This is a genomic window from Amycolatopsis sp. NPDC058986 (assembly GCF_042741125.1).
Taxonomy (GTDB): domain Bacteria; phylum Actinomycetota; class Actinomycetes; order Mycobacteriales; family Pseudonocardiaceae; genus Amycolatopsis.
The window spans coordinates 14,055-29,651 of sequence record NZ_JBHYJW010000002.1; the positions used below are offsets into that span (position 1 = coordinate 14,055).

11 protein-coding genes are annotated in these 15,597 nt (G+C 69.5%); 3 read left to right on the plus strand and 8 right to left on the minus strand.

All coding sequences use genetic code 11. From position 1 onward, the window contains the following. Nucleotides 1-62: 62 nt before the first annotated feature. Genes ACFW0G_RS02005 through ACFW0G_RS02025 form a run of 5 tightly spaced genes read right to left on the minus strand, consistent with a single transcriptional unit; the run spans nucleotide 63 to nucleotide 5,491 of the window. A complete protein-coding gene (locus tag ACFW0G_RS02005) occupies nucleotides 63-1,418 on the minus strand; it encodes an MFS transporter (RefSeq protein WP_378322767.1) in 1,356 nt (451 codons plus the stop codon). Continuing rightward, a complete protein-coding gene (locus ACFW0G_RS02010; RefSeq protein WP_378322768.1) occupies nucleotides 1,415-2,695 on the minus strand; it encodes an FAD-dependent oxidoreductase in 1,281 nt (426 codons plus the stop codon). The genes ACFW0G_RS02005 and ACFW0G_RS02010 overlap by 4 nt, the downstream gene beginning before the upstream one ends. Before the next feature lie 46 nt (nucleotides 2,696-2,741). After that, nucleotides 2,742-3,647 (minus strand): ABC transporter permease, encoded by a 906-nt coding sequence (locus ACFW0G_RS02015; RefSeq protein ID WP_378322769.1) that lies wholly within the window; start codon nucleotides 3,645-3,647, stop codon nucleotides 2,742-2,744. Further along, nucleotides 3,634-4,419 carry an ABC transporter ATP-binding protein gene (locus ACFW0G_RS02020; RefSeq protein WP_378322770.1) on the minus strand — a complete coding sequence of 262 codons (786 nt, stop codon included), beginning with the start codon at nucleotides 4,417-4,419 and terminating at the stop codon, nucleotides 3,634-3,636. The genes ACFW0G_RS02015 and ACFW0G_RS02020 overlap by 14 nt, the downstream gene beginning before the upstream one ends. Nucleotides 4,420-4,432: 13 nt before the next feature. Beyond that, complete coding sequence (locus ACFW0G_RS02025; protein ID WP_378322771.1) at nucleotides 4,433-5,491, minus strand: ABC transporter substrate-binding protein; 1,059 nt, start codon at nucleotides 5,489-5,491, stop codon at nucleotides 4,433-4,435. Between the two features lie 298 nt (nucleotides 5,492-5,789). On the opposite strand from ACFW0G_RS02025, the gene ACFW0G_RS02030 reads away from it, so the two are divergent. Continuing rightward, nucleotides 5,790-7,307 (plus strand): sensor histidine kinase, encoded by a 1,518-nt coding sequence (locus ACFW0G_RS02030; protein ID WP_378323124.1) that lies wholly within the window; start codon nucleotides 5,790-5,792, stop codon nucleotides 7,305-7,307. 56 nt (nucleotides 7,308-7,363) lie between these two features. On the opposite strand, the gene ACFW0G_RS02035 is transcribed toward ACFW0G_RS02030, so the two are convergent. After that, the gene (locus ACFW0G_RS02035; protein WP_378322772.1) at nucleotides 7,364-9,334 is read right to left on the minus strand and encodes a protease pro-enzyme activation domain-containing protein; all 1,971 of its coding nucleotides are present in this window, start codon (nucleotides 9,332-9,334) and stop codon (nucleotides 7,364-7,366) included. 301 nt (nucleotides 9,335-9,635) lie between these two features. Continuing rightward, a complete protein-coding gene (locus tag ACFW0G_RS02040) occupies nucleotides 9,636-10,805 on the minus strand; it encodes an ROK family protein (protein WP_378322773.1) in 1,170 nt (389 codons plus the stop codon). A gap of 155 nt (nucleotides 10,806-10,960) precedes the next feature. Between ACFW0G_RS02040 and ACFW0G_RS02045 the strand changes: the two genes are divergently transcribed. Next, nucleotides 10,961-12,187 (plus strand): trehalase family glycosidase, encoded by a 1,227-nt coding sequence (locus ACFW0G_RS02045; protein WP_378322774.1) that lies wholly within the window; start codon nucleotides 10,961-10,963, stop codon nucleotides 12,185-12,187. Here ACFW0G_RS02045 and ACFW0G_RS02050 read toward each other — a convergent pair. Then, nucleotides 12,166-13,950: an alpha-L-fucosidase gene (locus ACFW0G_RS02050; RefSeq protein ID WP_378322775.1), complete on the minus strand. Its 1,785-nt coding sequence runs from the start codon at nucleotides 13,948-13,950 to the stop codon at nucleotides 12,166-12,168. The genes ACFW0G_RS02045 and ACFW0G_RS02050 overlap by 22 nt on opposite strands. A gap of 287 nt (nucleotides 13,951-14,237) precedes the next feature. Between ACFW0G_RS02050 and ACFW0G_RS02055 the strand changes: the two genes are divergently transcribed. Beyond that, nucleotides 14,238-15,428 carry a glycoside hydrolase family 105 protein gene (locus ACFW0G_RS02055; protein WP_378322776.1) on the plus strand — a complete coding sequence of 397 codons (1,191 nt, stop codon included), beginning with the start codon at nucleotides 14,238-14,240 and terminating at the stop codon, nucleotides 15,426-15,428. Nucleotides 15,429-15,597 lie beyond the last annotated feature (169 nt).

Genomic DNA, 15,597 nt, shown 5'->3' on the forward strand with positions numbered 1-15,597 from the left:
ACGGTCCCGTAGGTAATGACAACGCGCGCCACCCCCGTCCGGTTCCCCGAAGCCGGAAGTCGTTACGGGGAAAGGGACTCCAGCGGACGACGAGCGGTCTCGACGCCGAAGAACACCAGGACCAGACCGCCAAGAGCACCCGCGGCGGCGAGCACGGCGAACACCGGCGCGATGCCGCCCGTGTCGACCAGCGCGCCGGTGAGCACCGGCCCGGCGATCACGCCCAGCCGCGCGAAGATCCCGCCGACACTCGCGCCGAGCGCCCGGCTGCGCGTCGGATACAGCTCCGGCCCGTAGAGGTTGAGGCCGAGGTTCACCGCGAAGACGAAGATCGACGCCGCCGAGACGAACAACATCACGCCGTACCCGGTCGCGGGATGGACCCACGCGGCGACGCCGAGGACCAGCGCGCCGCCGAGCAGGCAGACGGCCAGCCCCGGCCGCCTCCCCACCCGGTCGACGGTGAGGGCGAGGACCACGCAGCCGACCAGCCCGGCGGCCATGGTGATCATGCTGTACCGCAGGGAGGTGTCCAGCGGGAGGTGATACACGGTGGTGTAGATCGTCGGCAGCCACGACGTCAGGCCGTAGTTGACCAGGAACGCCACGAACCACAGCACCGAGACCACCAGCGTCCGGCGCAGATACCTGCCGGTGAACAGGTCGGCCAGCCGCGGGCGGGGCGCCGGGGCGACGGCTACGGGCGCGACCTCGGGCAGTGTGCCGAACTGCGCGACGGCCCGGCGTTCCAGCTCGTCGACGATCCCGGACGCCTCGGCCGTCCGTCCCCTGGCCGCCAGCCAGCGCGGCGACTCCGGGACCTGCCTCGGCAGGACGAACGCGAGCACCACCGGAAGCGCGCCGATCAGGAACAGGACCCGCCAGCCGAACGCCGGGACCACCCACGTCGAGACGAGCGAGGCGGCGGCGAGACCGAAGACGAACGCCAGCTCGTAGACCAGGACGTACCGTCCGCGCCGCGTGGCGCCGACGATTTCGTTGATGTAGGCGGCCGCCACCAGCACCTCGCCGCCGATACCGACGCCCTGCAGGAACCGCGCCGCCTGCAGCCAGCCGATCTCCGGGGCCGCGGCGGCGAGCGCGCTGGTCAGCGCGTACAGCAGCAGGCACCAGGTCAGCGTGCGCACCCGGCCCGCCCGGTCGGCGAGATATCCGGACAGCGCCGCACCCACCAGCATGCCGACCGATCCGGCGGTGATGGTGAGCGTGACGTCCGCGGTGTCCAAAGTGTACTGTTTCCGGATCGCGGGCAGCGCGTAGGCGATCAGGAGCTGGTCAAAGCCGTCGAAGAAGGTCACCACCCCGATGAGCAGGCGCACCTTGACGTGCCAGCGTGACAACGGGAGCCGTTCGATCCTGGCCGCGATCGTCCCGGCGTCGTTCACGATGTCCGTCACGACGCCACCTCGAAATCGAGATCACGCGACGTCGGATTGAGCATCCCCGCCACCCGCAGCGCGATTTCCCTTCTGCGATCGGGATCGGCGAGCCAGGCATGATCGGCCACGCAATGCTCGTCGATCTCGGGGCCGGTGGCGGCCTGCCGCAACGTCTGCTCGTGCGAAGCGGCGAGCGCGGCCACGTTGACCGGGCGCCGCGCCTGTTCGTACCGGCCGAGCGAAGCGTCGCTCACGCCCTCGACGTCGACACAGCGTTTGACGACCGCGGCGAGGACCTCGGCGTCGAGCATCGCCATGTTCATGCCCTGCCCGACCGTCGGCGGCACGACGTGCGCGGCGTCCCCGACGAGGCAAACCCGGTGGCGCACATAGCTTTTCGCGTGCCGCAGATGGATGCGGTAGGAGTGCGTGCCGTCGGTGATGACGTCCGGGGTGGCGACCGGTTCGAGGATCGGCGCGCGTTCGAGCAGCCGGTCCCGCAGCTTTTCCGGCGGCAGCGACCGCCAATGGCCGGCGTCCGCCGACTCGATCTGGAACGGGATTCGGACCTGCTCGCCGCCGTCGAGCGGGATGAGCATGGTGAGCCCGTCCTTGCCGACGTACCGCATCGAGCGGTGCTCCAGCTCGGGCACGCGCGGCCGCGGGCACGAGAGCATCAGGTACTCGTGCTCGTAGAGGTAGGGTTCCTCGACCTCGATCCCGAGGAACCGGGCCAGCTTCGACTGGGCGCCGTCCGCCGCGACGACCAGCTTCCCGCGCGCGTGAAAGCGTTGTCCGGCAATGGAACCGCCGATACCGACGACGTCGTCGCCGTCGACCAGCACCGTGTTCGCCTGCGCGCCACGGCATACGCGCACCAGATCCGGTTTCGCGGCGAACGCGGCGTACAGCGCGCGGTGGAAGTTGGTGTGCCGCAGGATGATCTGATGCTGGAACGGCCCCGGCAGACCCTCGAAGTCCCAGGAGCCGAGAAAACCGTGCTTCCGGTGGAAGAACCCGGACCCGGACACGGGATAGCCGGAGAGTCCTTCGATCTCCGGCAGCACACCCCAGCGGTCGAGGAAACCCAGGCTCAGCGGCTGGATGGTGTCGCCGCGGTTCAGCTCGGGGAACTCGACCGCGCGTTCGAGCAGGATCGAGGTGAGCCCGTACTCGGCGAGGGCGTGCGCGGTCACCGCGCCCGCGACCGAGCCGCCGACGATGACGACGTCGGCGTCCCAGCGGAGGTCCGGGTTCCCCTGCAGGTCGGTGTTGCCCAGCGAAAGCTCACGCATTCACCGAGTATTGCCCGCCGCATTGTGCGAGACGACATTCTTGCCCTTAAAGAGAAGCAGTGAGTCCTCTCGCACGCAGCACGGCGCGCTCCAGCGGGCGGAACACGATCAGCTCGATACCGATCCCGACCAGCAGGATGAGGAAGATCGCGGCGATCACGGTCGGCATGTCGTTGAACGACGAGCCCTCGTTGAGGTACGCGCCGAGCCCGATCCCGAGGTCGGGCGAGCGCGCGATCAGCTCGGCGGCCATCAGCGAACGCCACGAGAACGCCCAGCCCTGCTTGAGTCCCGCGAGGAAACCCGGCAGCGCGGCCGGGAGCAGGATGTGCCGCGCGGCCGCGAGCCGGTTGGCGCCCATCACCTTGCCCACGCGCGGCAGGATCGGCGGGATCTGGTCGATGCCCGCGACGAGGCCGTTGGCGATCGAGGGCACCGAGCCGAGCAGCACGACGAAGTAGATCGCGGCGTCCTTGGTACCGAACCAGATGACCGCGGCGGGCACCCACGCCACCGAAGGCAGGCTCTGCAGGCCGGTCAGCAGCGGGCCGATCGCCGCGCGCACCACACGCACCTTGGCCACCAGCAGGCCCAGCGGCGTCCCGAGGACGACCCCGGCCGCGAAGCCGAGCGCGGCGCGGTGCACCGAGGTCCAGACGAAGCCGAACACACTGCCGTCGACGACGGTCGCCCAGAACTTGTCCCACACCGCCAGCGGCGCGGGCAAGGTCGTCTCGGGCCAGAACGCGGCCGCCCACAACACCTGCCACAGCACGATGAGCAGGGCGAGCGCGACCAGCGGAGGCAGCACGCTGCGCACGAACCGGCGACCGGCCGAGGGCCGCTGCTCCCCGACCGGCGTGTCGAGGGTGTCGAGGCCCGCTTCGACCCTGTCGATGTCGGAACGGGCGCTGCTGTCCGGTTCGGTCACGAGCCGGTCAGGCCGCGGCATGGGTACTGATCACCTCGCGCAGGTGAGCGGTGATCTCCTCGGTCAGCTCCTCGACGTCGGCCGACGGCACGTCACGCCACTCACGCACCACGCGTCCCGGGCGCGACGACAGCAACACGACGCGCTGGCCGAGCCGGACCGCCTCGCGCACGTCGTGCGTCACGAACAGCACCGACGTCCCGGTACGGCGGTAGACGCGCAGCAGCTCGCCCTGGAGGACGTCGCGGGTGATCGCGTCGAGCGCGGCGAACGGCTCGTCCATCAGCAACAACGCCTGGCCCTGGTCCTCACCGGTACGCAGCGTCGCGGCGAGCGCCCTGGCCAGCGCGACCCGCTGGCGCATCCCGCCGGACAGCTCGTGCGGCCGCTTGCCGCCCGCGCCGCCCAGCCGGACGAGGTCGAGCAGCTCGGCGACCTTCTCCCGGCGCTCGGCGCGGCCGAACCCGGCCAGCCGCAGCGGCAGCTCGACGTTGCGGGCCGCGGTGAGCCACGGCATCAGCGCGGCCTCCTGGAACATCACCGCGGGCCGCGAGGTGTTCAGCGTGATCTCACCCGAGCTCGGCTGGTCCAGGCCCGCGACCAGGTTGAGCAGCGTGCTCTTGCCGCAGCCGGACGCGCCGAGCAGGCAGACGAACTCGCCGGGCTCGACGGTCAGGTCCACGCCGTCGAGCGCGACGACCGCGCGACCGGTGGGGCCGAACGCCTTGCGCACGCCGTCGAGCCGGACCGCGGCCTCGGTGGACAGGCTCGGGACGGAAAGGGTCGTGGTCATCGCTGGCCTCCGGTCACTTGGTCAGTTCTGGGGCACTGACGGCGGGCTGTCCCTGTGCCTTGAGCACCTCGTTGAGCGGGCCGAAGTCGGCGAACCCCTTGAGGTTGACGGCCTCCTTCACGATCCCCGCGGTCACCGAGTCCTTGGCGAGCTGGGGGAACTGCGCGGCGACCGGGTCGGTGGTCAGCTCGATGCCGGAGAAGGCGCGGTCGAGTACGGCCTCGCCGAGCGTGCTGCCCGCCAGTTCCTTGAGCGCGCCGTTGACGACGGTCTTCGCCTCGGCCGGGTTCGTCTTCGCCCAGTCGATCGCGGCCAGTTCGCCCTTCAGCAGCGCACGCACCGTTTCGGGGTGCTGCTGCAGGAACTCGCTGCGCACGATGACCACAGTGGACGGAAACTTTCCTTGCGGCCACAGGCTTTTCTCGTCAACAAGTACCTTCGCGCCGGCGTCGGCGACGAGCCGGGACGACCACGGCTCGGGCAGCCAGCCGCCGTCGACTTCGCCCTTCTTGAAGGTGTCGAGCGTCTTGGGGTTGTCCATCGCGGTGACCTTGACCTGGTCGGTCAGCTTCTTCTCGGCCAGGAACTTCTTCAGCGCGACGTCCTGGGTGTTCCCGAGCTGCGGGGTCGCGATGGTCTTGCCCTTGAGCTGCTCGACGCTGGTGATGTCCGGTTTGACGACCAGCTGCGCGCCGCCCGAGACCGCACCGGAGACCAGCTGGATCGTGCCCTTGGACTTGGTGAAGGCGTTGATCGCCGGGCCGGAGCCGATGAAGGCGACGTCGAGGGAGTTGCCGAGCAGCGCGTTGACCTCGTCCGGGCCCGCGTTGAACGTCTGCGTGGTGAGCTTGGTCTTGCCCAGCTCCTTGGCGAAGAAGTCCTTCTTCGTGCCGATGAGCGCCGGGGCGTGCGTCACGTTCGGGAAGTACCCGACCCGGACCTCGGCGGCGGCGCCCTGGTTCTGGGCGGGCCCCGAGGAGCTGTCGGCCCGGGAACAGCCCGCGAGCCCCGCTGCGACGGTCAGGGCGGCGAGCACCGTGGCCAGGACTCGGGATCTGTGGTGGGTACGCACTTTCGACGTGCCTTTCACGGGGACGGTCGGGAGGGCCGCCCGAGAGTTGCACGCTCACCCACCCAGCCGCATAGTCATCCGCATCCCGGGAAATCTCGTGAGAATCCTTGACATCGGTGCCCGGGACGTACTCACCAGGTCAAACGTCCATTCGCGACTTACACCGGCCCGCACTGTGTAACAGAACGTGTCGATCCCGCGAATCATGGGTAGCCGGTGCGATGGGCTGCGGGGTCTCTTCGGCACAGGCACCGGGAGGGTACGACAAGTGGCGGCGAGACACCCTCGGACGCTGATCATGACCGGCGTGCTGATCGCCGGGTTCGCGCTCGGGATCGTCGCGGCGACCCTGAAGATCCAGGACGGCGGGCACTCCGCGTTCGACACCACGCTGAGCACGCTGACCGGTTCGCTCTTCCTGGTCTCGGGTGCCGTCGCCCACGTGCGCCGCCCGGAGAACCGGATCGGCGCGCTGATCGCCATGGTCGGCGTGGCGTTGTTCTGCGAGGACCTGCAGTTCTCGCGGAATCCGGTGATCTACACGGTCGGGCTGGCGCTGACCGCGGCGTCCAGCCCGATGATCGCGCATCTCGTGCTCGCCTTCCCGCGCGGCGGGCTCCGCTCGCGATGGGAGCGGCTGGTCGTCGTCGCGGCGTACGCGGCCGTGCTGGCGTCGGCCACCCTCCGGATCGTGTTCGGCAACGATCCGCGGGACCTCGCCTCCGTGGTGTCCAAGCCGGCCGTCTACGACGTCGCGGTGCGGGTGCTGGACTTCGTCGGCGCGCTCACCGGCGCCGGCGTCGTCGTCATCCTGCTCTACCGCTGGCTCACCGGGCGGCTGCCGCAGCGGCGGCTGCTCCACCCCGCGGTCGCGATCGCGCTCATCGGCGCGTTCGCCTCGGCGGTCGGCAGCGCGCTCGGCCCCCATCACCCGCTGGCCGAGCCGCTGCTGGACGTCTACCGGGTCGCGTTCTGCCTGTGGCCGCTGGCTTTCCTGCTCGGTGTCCTCCGCTCGCGCGTCGGCAACGCCGAGATGATCCGGCTGCTGCTCGAACGCGACGGCACCGGGCTGGCCGCACTGGTGCAGGACGACCAGGTGTGGAAGGACAGCCGGTCGATCGACGCGCTCAACGCGGCCGCCGGGCTGGTGCTGGACAACCAGCGGCTCGCCGCGGAACTCGAAGAACGGCTGGCCGAGGTGCAGGCGTCGCGGGCGCGCATCGTGGCCGCGGGCGACGAGGAACGCCGCCGGATCGAACGCGACCTGCACGACGGCGCCCAGCAACGGCTCGTCAGCGTCGTCCTGCTGTTGCGGATGGCCGAACGGCGGCTCGGCACCGACCTCGGGCCCGAGGTGCGCACGCTGCTCGCCGGGACGGTCGCGGAACTCCAGTCGGCGATCACCGAACTGCGGGAGCTGGCGCGGGGTATCCGGCCCGCGATCCTCACCGAGGCGGGCCTGGTCGCGGCGGTCCGCTCGCTGCTGGACCGGACCCCGGTGTCCGTCGAACTCGCGGTGAGCGAGGTCCCCCGGCTCGACGCGGCCGTCGAAGCCACCGCGTATTTCCTGACGTCCGAAGCGCTGACGAACGCGCTCAAGCACGCCAAGGCCGACCACGTGCGGGTCGAGATCGCGGTGGAGGGCGAGGGCCTGCGGGTCGAGGTCGCCGACGACGGCGTCGGCGGCGCCGACATCGACGGCGGCACCGGGCTCGCCGGGCTGCGGGACCGGGTGCGGGCGCTGGGCGGCGAGCTGTACGTGCACAGCCACGCCGACGCCGGAACCTGCGTCTCCACCACGATCCCGCTGCGCTGAAGGGGACTTTCCTCGCATCCGATGCGAGGAAAGTCCCCTTCAGCCCAGCCTTCGGTCTAGACGAGCATCAGGAACAGCAGGCCGTTCGGCGAGCCGAGGCCGGTGACGTCGTCGTAGCCCTTGGTGGTGTGGATGGTCAGGTTCGGGTAGTCGAACGTCCGCGCCGAGTGGAGCAGGCCGCCCGAAGCGTCGACGCTGTTGGCGAAGTCGACCCGCGCCACGGCCCCGTCCACGTGCTGCACGTCGCTGATCGCCGAGGTCCGCGCGGTCAGCTTGTAGATCACCGGGTTGATGAACCCGTGGTGGAAGTGGTCGAAGCTGTCGGCGACGGCCATGATCCCGGCGAACACCGGCGACGCGAGGCTCGTGCCGCCGATCCGGTACTGATCGTAGTGCGCGCCCTCGGGGAAGGTCTGCGTCTGGCCGACCAGGAACCCGGTGTTCGGGTCACCGATCGCGGAGATGTCCGGGACGACGCGGCCCTTCTTGTTCCCCTTCTGGTTCTTCGTCGACAGCGCGTCCGGCACCGAACCCTTCTGGTAGAAGGGCTGCTCGAACTGACGGCTCGTGCCGCCACCGGAACCGCTGGTGTACGCGCCGGGGAAGCCCGGCGTGTAGGTGCCGTTGGTCAGGCTGGACTTGCCGGTCTCCCACCCGGTTTCGAACATCCGCTTGCCGTCCTTGCCGACCGCGAGGCTGGTGCCGCCGACAGCGGTGACCCACGGCGAGGAGGCGGCGAAGTCGGCCGAAGGCGTGCCCAGCCGGGCGACCTCGTCGCCGTTGTCGCCGGAGGAGAAGTAGACGCCGATGCCCTGCAGCACGGCCTGGACCGCGATCTGGTTGAACGCCTTGATCTCGGTGGGCGGCAGGTCCTCGCCGGTGTCGCCGTAGGAGTTCGAGACGATGTCGGCCCGGTGATCCGCGACGACGTAGTTCAGCGCCTGGTCCAGCGAAAGGTCCTGGCAGTCCGCGCCACCCACGTAGAGGATGTTCGCGCCGGGGGCGAGCCCGTGCGCGGCCTCGACGTCGAGGGTTTCCTCGCCGTACCAACCCGCGGCGTCACACTGGTCCGGAGCCTCCGAGCCCGGGGTGGGCGGGAAGATCTTCTGCGAGAACTGCGAGGCCTTCAGCGGGTGCTCGGGGTCGTTGCGCTTGGCGTACTCGCTGGCATCGGCGTAGATGGTCGGCGACGCGAAGGCGTCCACGATCGCGATCGTGGTGCCCTTGCCGTCGGCGCCGAATCGCGCGGCCTGGTCGACGCCGTAGGCCGAGCGCAGCTGGGCCGGGGTGTACCCGCACGGCGCGTACGGCAGCTGCTTGCCGTTGTACGCCGGGTCGGTGGTATCGATCTTCTCGCCGTAGTAGGTGCTGCACGGCCCGGAGTTGCGGAAACCCTTGGCGGGCGGCACATCGCCCGGCTTGGCGGACTGCGTCTTCACAGTGTCCGAGCCGTCGGTGTGATCCGGCTTCAGCAGGTTCGTCGCCTGGTCGACACCGATGACACCGAGCACGTCCTTCGCCAGCGACGCGGGCACGGACAGTTCCTTGTCGGCCGCCCGCAGCGTCCGGCCCTTGACGGCGTACTTGCCGAGCTTGACCGAGAACGCCTTCTGCACCTGGTCCGCGGTGCCGGTCGCCTCGACGTACGCCCGGTTCGTCGGCACATCACCGACGCTGAACCCGCCGCCGGTGAGCCACTGCTTCACCGAGTCCACAGTGGACTGCGCGGCGGCGAAGCGGTCGCGGACCTGGTCGGGGCTCAGGAACTTCCGGTAGGACGGACTGTCCGGATCGGACACCGCCTGCGCCGCCGACTCGGCACCCGCCTGGTCGCGCTGGTTCAGGTACACGCGGAAGTTCAGCTTCGACGCCGGCGCGGTGTCGGCGACCTTGGCCTGTGGGTTCGCCCAGAACGGGTGCGACTGCGGAATGTCCTGGCGGTCCTGTGCCGACGCCGTGGCCGGCACGGTCGCGGCGAGGCCACCGGCCACCGCGAGCGACAGGAACAGGGTGAGACTTCTTCGCACAGGGTTCTCCCTCTTGAGAAACCCGGCCCCAGGGGCCGGTGAACACCCGGAGAGACTAGGCGCGGTTTCCGGTGCGAGGGAAGGCGCCTGTTGACCACAACAGAACCGTTATCTCGTCATTCTTTCCCGGACTTCGCCGAACTGCTTCGATAGTCACCGGAAATCCGATTTTTCGCCCGGAACGTCCCCGTTGGCGAATTACGCCCGATTTTCCCGCTGTCACCCGAAGCACACCGGACCGCGTCGCGCCACCTACTTCCGTCGGGTTCTCGCGCGGAGAAACCCATCTGGCGCAACCGTTTCAGCGAGTCGCGAGGCGTCGATCGACGGCGGCGGGCGCGAACTCGGTTTCCACCACCATCGCGACGGCGCCCCGCACGGCGACGCCGTCTTCGCGATCACCGATCTCCACCCGGAGGCTCCGCGTCGCACGCGGCAATGCGCGCCGGTACACGATTTCCCGGACTCCGGCGGCGAAATGCGGTTCGGCGAGATCACCCGCGATCACCAGGACGCCCGGATTGACCATGCACACCACGGTCGCCACCACCTCGCCGACCTGACGACCGGCGATCTGCGCGAGCCGGACCGCTTCCGGCTGTCCGGCCAGGACTCGTTCGCGGACACCCGAACCGGACACCGTCGGCAGGCCCAGCTCGGTCAGCTGGGCAGCCAGCGCGCCTCCGCTCGCGACGGCGGCCAGGCAGCCCAGCGACCCGCACGCGCACCGCGCGCCGGGATGGCCGGGCAGCCGGACGTGGCCGATGTCGCCCGCCCCGCCGTCGATGCCGCGGTACACCTCGCCGCCGATCACCAGCCCAGCGCCGATTCCGGTGGACACCTTGACCAGCACGAGCGACGGACAGTCCCGGTAGCGGGCGCGGTGCGCCCCGAGCGCCATCAGGTTCGCGTCGTTGTCGACGAGCACCGGCGCGGGGAACCGGGTGCCCAGGTTCTCGGCGATCGGGTAGTCGTCCCAGCCCGGCATGATCGGCGGCTGGACGACCCGTGAGCGCGCGGGGTCGACGGGTCCGGGCACCGACAACCCGATGCCGCAGACGTCCTCGGCCCGCTTGCCGCTCTCGGCGAGGAGCGCGCCAAACCACTTCGCGATGCGATCGAGTACCGCCTCCGGCCCGTCGGCGACCCGGAGCGGTCCGGCCCGGCGCGCCAGACGACGTCCCGACAGATCGGTGATCACGGCCTCGGCGTGCATCGTGTCCATACCGGCCGCGAGCACGACGGCGTGCTGATCGTCGAAGCGCAGATGCCGCGCGGGCCGCCCGCCGGTGGAGTCCTCGTGCCCGGCCTCGGCGAGCAGCCCGGCCTCCTGGAGCACTTCGAGCCTGCCCGTCAGCGTCGAGCGGGACAGCCCGCTGAACGTCTGCAACGCCTTGCGCGTGGTGGCCTGACCGGTGCGGACCAGGTGTAACAGCTCCCCAGCACTGGTCGGCGTCGAACCGCCTGTCATCGCTGTCGTCCCCCTCGAGTGTGACGCACATCGTCGCAGCCACCACTTTTGTCCATTGACAAGACATAAGTAGGAGATACGGTAGACATATCAGGGAAACATGGGGCGCGGCGGCCGCGCGAGTGCTCGAGGGTAACTGGATCGGCTCGTCGACCGTGCCCTCCCGCGAGCTGTACCCGCACCAGTGGAGCTGGGACTCCGCGTTCATCGCCTTCGGCCTGCGCCACGTCGCGCCCGAGCGCGCGCGGCGCGAGCTGGTGACCCTGTTCTCCGCGCAGTGGCGCGACGGCCGGGTGCCGCACATCCTGTTCAATCCGGACACGCCGCCGGAGGCGTACTTCCCCGGCCCTGGCTTCTGGCGGGCCGGCCGGACCTCCGGCCTGATCCAGCCACCGGTCCACGCCCGCGCGGTCTGGGCCACGCATCGGGCCGACCCCGACGGCTCGGCGGCCGAGGCGTTCCTGGGCACGCTGTACCCGAGGCTGGTGGCGTGGCACCGCTACCTGACCCGGCACCGCGACCTCGGCGGGCGCGGGCTGGTCTCGATCGTGCATCCGTGGGAGTCGGGAATGGACAACAGCCCGGCGTGGGACGCGCCGCTGTCGCGGGTCACCCCGGAGGCGGCCACGTCGTTCACCCGGCGCGACCTCGACCACGGCGAGGCCGCCGACCGGCCCAGCGACGAGGACTACGGCCGCTACGTCCGGCTGGCCGCCGAGTACCGCGACTGTGGCTACTCCGACGCTCGCTGGCCCGAGGTGTCCGACGGCTTCAGCGTCGAAGATCCGGGCGTCAACGCATTGCTGGCCGACGCCGAACTCGCGCTCGCCGAGATCGCCGACGCCCTCGCCCTGCCCTCGGCCGCCGCGGCGCACCGCGAGTCTGCGGCGCGCATCGCCAAGACGCTGGTGGACACGCTGTGGGACGACGCCGCCGGGTTCTTCTTCGCCCGCGACGTCCACGCGGATGTCCTTGGTGACAAACACACCTGCGCCGGGCTGATCCCCTTGGTACTGCCCGATCTCCCGGTGGCCCCGGCCTTGCTGGCGACGGCCGCCGGGCCGCGGTTCGCGCTCGGCCGGGTGCGCGGCGTGCCCAGCTACGACCTGACGGCCGCGGACTTCGACCCGGCACGCTACTGGCGCGGGCCGTCGTGGTTCAACGTCGGCTGGCTCGTGCACCGGGGCCTCGTCCGGCACGGCGAAGTCGCTCTGGCTCGGCGTCTCGGCGCGGACCTGGTCGCCCTCGCCGGGCAGACCGGTTTCGCCGAGTACACCGATCCTTTCACCGGTACGGGCCACGGCACGCGTTCCTTCGGCTGGACCGCGGCGCTGACGCTGGACCTCCTGTCGGGCCCGGCTCAGGAAGCCTTGGTGGCGTAGGCCGAACCGACCCAGGCCTCGTCGATCCGCAACTGCCGGTACCGCTTCGTGTCGCTCGAAGCCGCCCACGTACTCGTGACCTGAACACGCACGTAGCGCTTGGTCGCCGTGGGAAGGTCGAGGAACTGCACGCCGCGATGGCTGGGCAGCCGGCCGGTTTTCACCGCGCTCCCCCAGTTCTTGCCGTCGTCGGACACGAACACCTGATAGTCCTTGATCCGTGCCGACTGCTCGGTGGCCGAGCGGGCGTAGCCGACGGAGTCCTCGCGCTGGTTCAGGCCGACGTACTGGACCTTCTTCGCCGCGCCGAGGTCGAAGTCGAGCGACACCGGGAGAGTTTTTCCGTTGTCCCAGTAGGTCAGGTAATCGCCGTCGCCCATTGCCGACGCCGGATGCCCGTCCGCCGACGCGCTCGCCTTCTCGGTGACGGTCTTCGGGTCGTACACGCCCTCCCTGCCCGCGGTGTCCACTTTGAACACCGTGTCATAACTGTCCCAAGAGGACAGTCCGGTCAGCGTGAGGCTGCCATCGCCCTGGGTGAACGCGATCGGCGCGCCGGTTCGCAGATTCGTCACGGCGCGGACCCGGTAGCCGTTGTCACGGATCCGCAGCGTCGGCGTCGAGGGCGTGGTCAGGACGTGGATGTATTGGGTCTCCGGGGATTCCTTGCCGATCGTGATCACGCCGTGTGCGCCGTCGTTCCAGAACCCCGGCTGCATTCCGCCGTGCAGGTAACCGCCGCCCTCGGTACCGCCGAGCGAGGGCCAGATGGCGTCGAGGTAGCCCTTGGCGAAATTGTTGAACGCCTCCTGCTTGGCCGGGAACCTCCCGTTCACCATGGCGGTTTCGGCCATCAGCGATTTCACCGAGGAGCCGGAATTGCTGATCAGCCTGCCGAGCGTGAGCCGGTAGTCGACCGCCGAATCCGAGCCGCTGTACCACCAGGCGCCGGTACTCGGCAGCTTGAAACACGCCTCGGTGAGCCGTGGTTGCGCGGTGTAGATCGCCTGCGGATAGTCGTACGCCGGGCTCATCCCGGTCTTCTGCTCGTTGCTGATCGTGTCCATGATCGGCGTGTCTTCGTTGTTGTTCGAGAGCAGATAGCCCGGCCGTTGCCGGTAGATCTGGGCGTAGAGGTCGTGCTGTTCCCAGTACGCGTTGTCGTTGTCGATCCAGAAGCCGCCGAGGTCGGGGTAGTTCTTCATGACCTCGAAGAAGTTGTCGTAGCTGAACTGGCCGAACCCGTCGCGGGTGGTCAGATCGACGTTGTGGCCCTTGTACTTCGAGTACGCCGCGGAGTCGAGCCATTCGTGGCCGCCCTCGTCGTGCCACTGCGGGTCGTCGGTCATGTAGAGGATGACCTTGAGCCCCTGCGGTTTCGCGGCCTTGATCAGCTCGCCGAGGAAGTCCCGTTCAGTGGCACAGCTGCCGGGGATCGCGGACGGCCATGCCCGCGAATAGCCGAGTCTGCTGTGGAACGAAGCCAGCACGAGGTAGGAGGCGTGCAGTTTCTTCGCCTCGTCGACCCAGTACTCCGGCGTCCAGCCGCCGCCGGAGATCGCCTTTTCCCAGGCGGCGCAACTGGTGTACCCGGGCGAGGTCCGCATGCCCCAGTGCAGGAAGAGACCCGCCTGGCTGTCGCGAAGCCATTTCTGCCGGGGATTCTGCAGGTCCGCCGACGCCGGCGAGGTGAGACCGAGGATCACCAGCAGGAGGGCGAGCGCGACGGTCGTCCCGCGCCGGAGCGAATGTCTTCCTGACATACCAGGGGGTGTACTCCGGCGCCCACGGGCGGTCAAGGCGACTACCCACCCACCGGGCCATCCGGCCGGAAATATCTGATATATGACACAGAAAATCTGATCGCTCTTGACGTGGGAACTCCCGGGCGAGTAGACGTTCAATCAGGGTAAGCGCTTACGCTCACCCGGCCACCGCCCAGGCGACTCGGTCGCCCCTCGAGCCGGCCGGGATGCCGACGGACGGCGGATCGGCATCCCGGCCACCTTCTTCACCGCGTCACCGGGGCCAGCGCAGGAAAGGACTACGCATGTCCCACCCCTTTCACCCGGCGCGGCTGCCGCGGCGCACGTTCCTGGCGGGCACCCTCGGCGTCGCCGCCGCGGCCGCCGTGCCCGGTGTGGCCGCGGCTCTCCCCGGGCGGCTGCCGCCGAACGGGGCGGCGGACCTTTCACGGGCGGTCATCGACTCCACGATGAAACGGTTCACCCCCGCCACCATCGGCGGCTGGGGGTACACGCTCGGCCTCTACATGTACGGCCAGTACCTGTGTTACCGGCGAACCGGCGAGAAGAAGTATCTCGACTTCGTCATCGCGTGGTACGACAGGTTCATCAGCGACGGCGGGATCTCCAACGGGTTCACCAACCTCGACGCCATGCGGTCGTGTCAAATGCTCCCGTTGCTGTACACCGAAACCGGCGTCAAGAAGTACAAGACGGCGGCCGATCAGCTGCGCAAACGCTTCCCTGCCTACCCGCGCACGTCCGACGGCGGCATGTTCCACGCGACGAGCAAGGTCGGCCAGTTGTGGGGCGACGGCGTCTACATGGCGCAGCCGTTCCTCGCGCTGTACGGGAAGACGTTCGGCGATCCGGGATACTGCTTCGAGGAATCGGCCAAGAACCTCGTGGTGTACTTCAAGCATCTTTCCGAGCCCGGCAAGGGATTGCTGTACCACGCCTACGACGAGGACGGCTCGGAACCGTGGGCGTCCGGGCCGGGACATCACTCGCAGTTCCACTGGGCGCGGGCGATCGGCTGGTTCGGGATGGCCGCCATCGACATCCTCGAAGTGCTACCCGCCGATCATCCCCGCCGCGCCGCGCTCGTCGACATGGTGCGCTTCCTCGCGGCCGGGTACCAGCGGTACCAGGACCCGGCGACCGGGCGCTGGTACCAGATCGTCGACCGCGGCGGGGACGCGAAGAACTGGCTGGAGACGTCGGCCTCGTCGATGTACACCTTCACGATCGCCCGCGGCGTCGAGCGCGGCTACCTGCCCGCGTCGTACCAGTCCGTCGCGAACAAGGGCTACGCCGGAGTGCTGCAGAAGGTGTCGCGTGGCTCGGACGGGCTGACGAACGTGGCCGACATCTGCGAGGGCACCAACGTCGGCACCCTGGACTACTACTACGGCCGGGCCCGCAGGACCAACGACTTCCACGGCCTCGGCGCCTTCCTGATCATGAACGAACAATTCATGAAACAGCGCTCCTGAACCCGCACCGGTCTTGCGCCGCCACATGGTCCGTGGGGGCCTCCTTGAGGGACTCTGGGTCCCTCAAGGAGGCCCCCACGGCTTTGCGCTGCGGGCGGCGGGGCGGCTCTGCGCGGCGGCACCGAGGGACGCCCCGGGTGCGTTCAACGCACCGAGGGACGCCCTCGCC

Bases quoted from the DNA above. Each gene is read 5' to 3' on its own strand.
- ACFW0G_RS02050 (WP_378322775.1), bottom strand. From the start codon at position 13,950: ATGTCAGGAAGACATTCGCTCCGGCGCGGGACGACCGTCGCGCTCGCC.
- ACFW0G_RS02020 (WP_378322770.1), bottom strand. From the start codon at position 4,419: ATGACCACGACCCTTTCCGTCCCGAGCCTGTCCACCGAGGCCGCGGTC.
- ACFW0G_RS02015 (WP_378322769.1), bottom strand. From the start codon at position 3,647: ATGCCGCGGCCTGACCGGCTCGTGACCGAACCGGACAGCAGCGCCCGT.
- ACFW0G_RS02040 (WP_378322773.1), bottom strand. From the start codon at position 10,805: ATGACAGGCGGTTCGACGCCGACCAGTGCTGGGGAGCTGTTACACCTG.
- ACFW0G_RS02055 (WP_378322776.1), top strand. From the start codon at position 14,238: ATGTCCCACCCCTTTCACCCGGCGCGGCTGCCGCGGCGCACGTTCCTG.
- ACFW0G_RS02030 (WP_378323124.1), top strand. From the start codon at position 5,790: ATGACCGGCGTGCTGATCGCCGGGTTCGCGCTCGGGATCGTCGCGGCG.
- ACFW0G_RS02010 (WP_378322768.1), bottom strand. From the start codon at position 2,695: ATGCGTGAGCTTTCGCTGGGCAACACCGACCTGCAGGGGAACCCGGAC.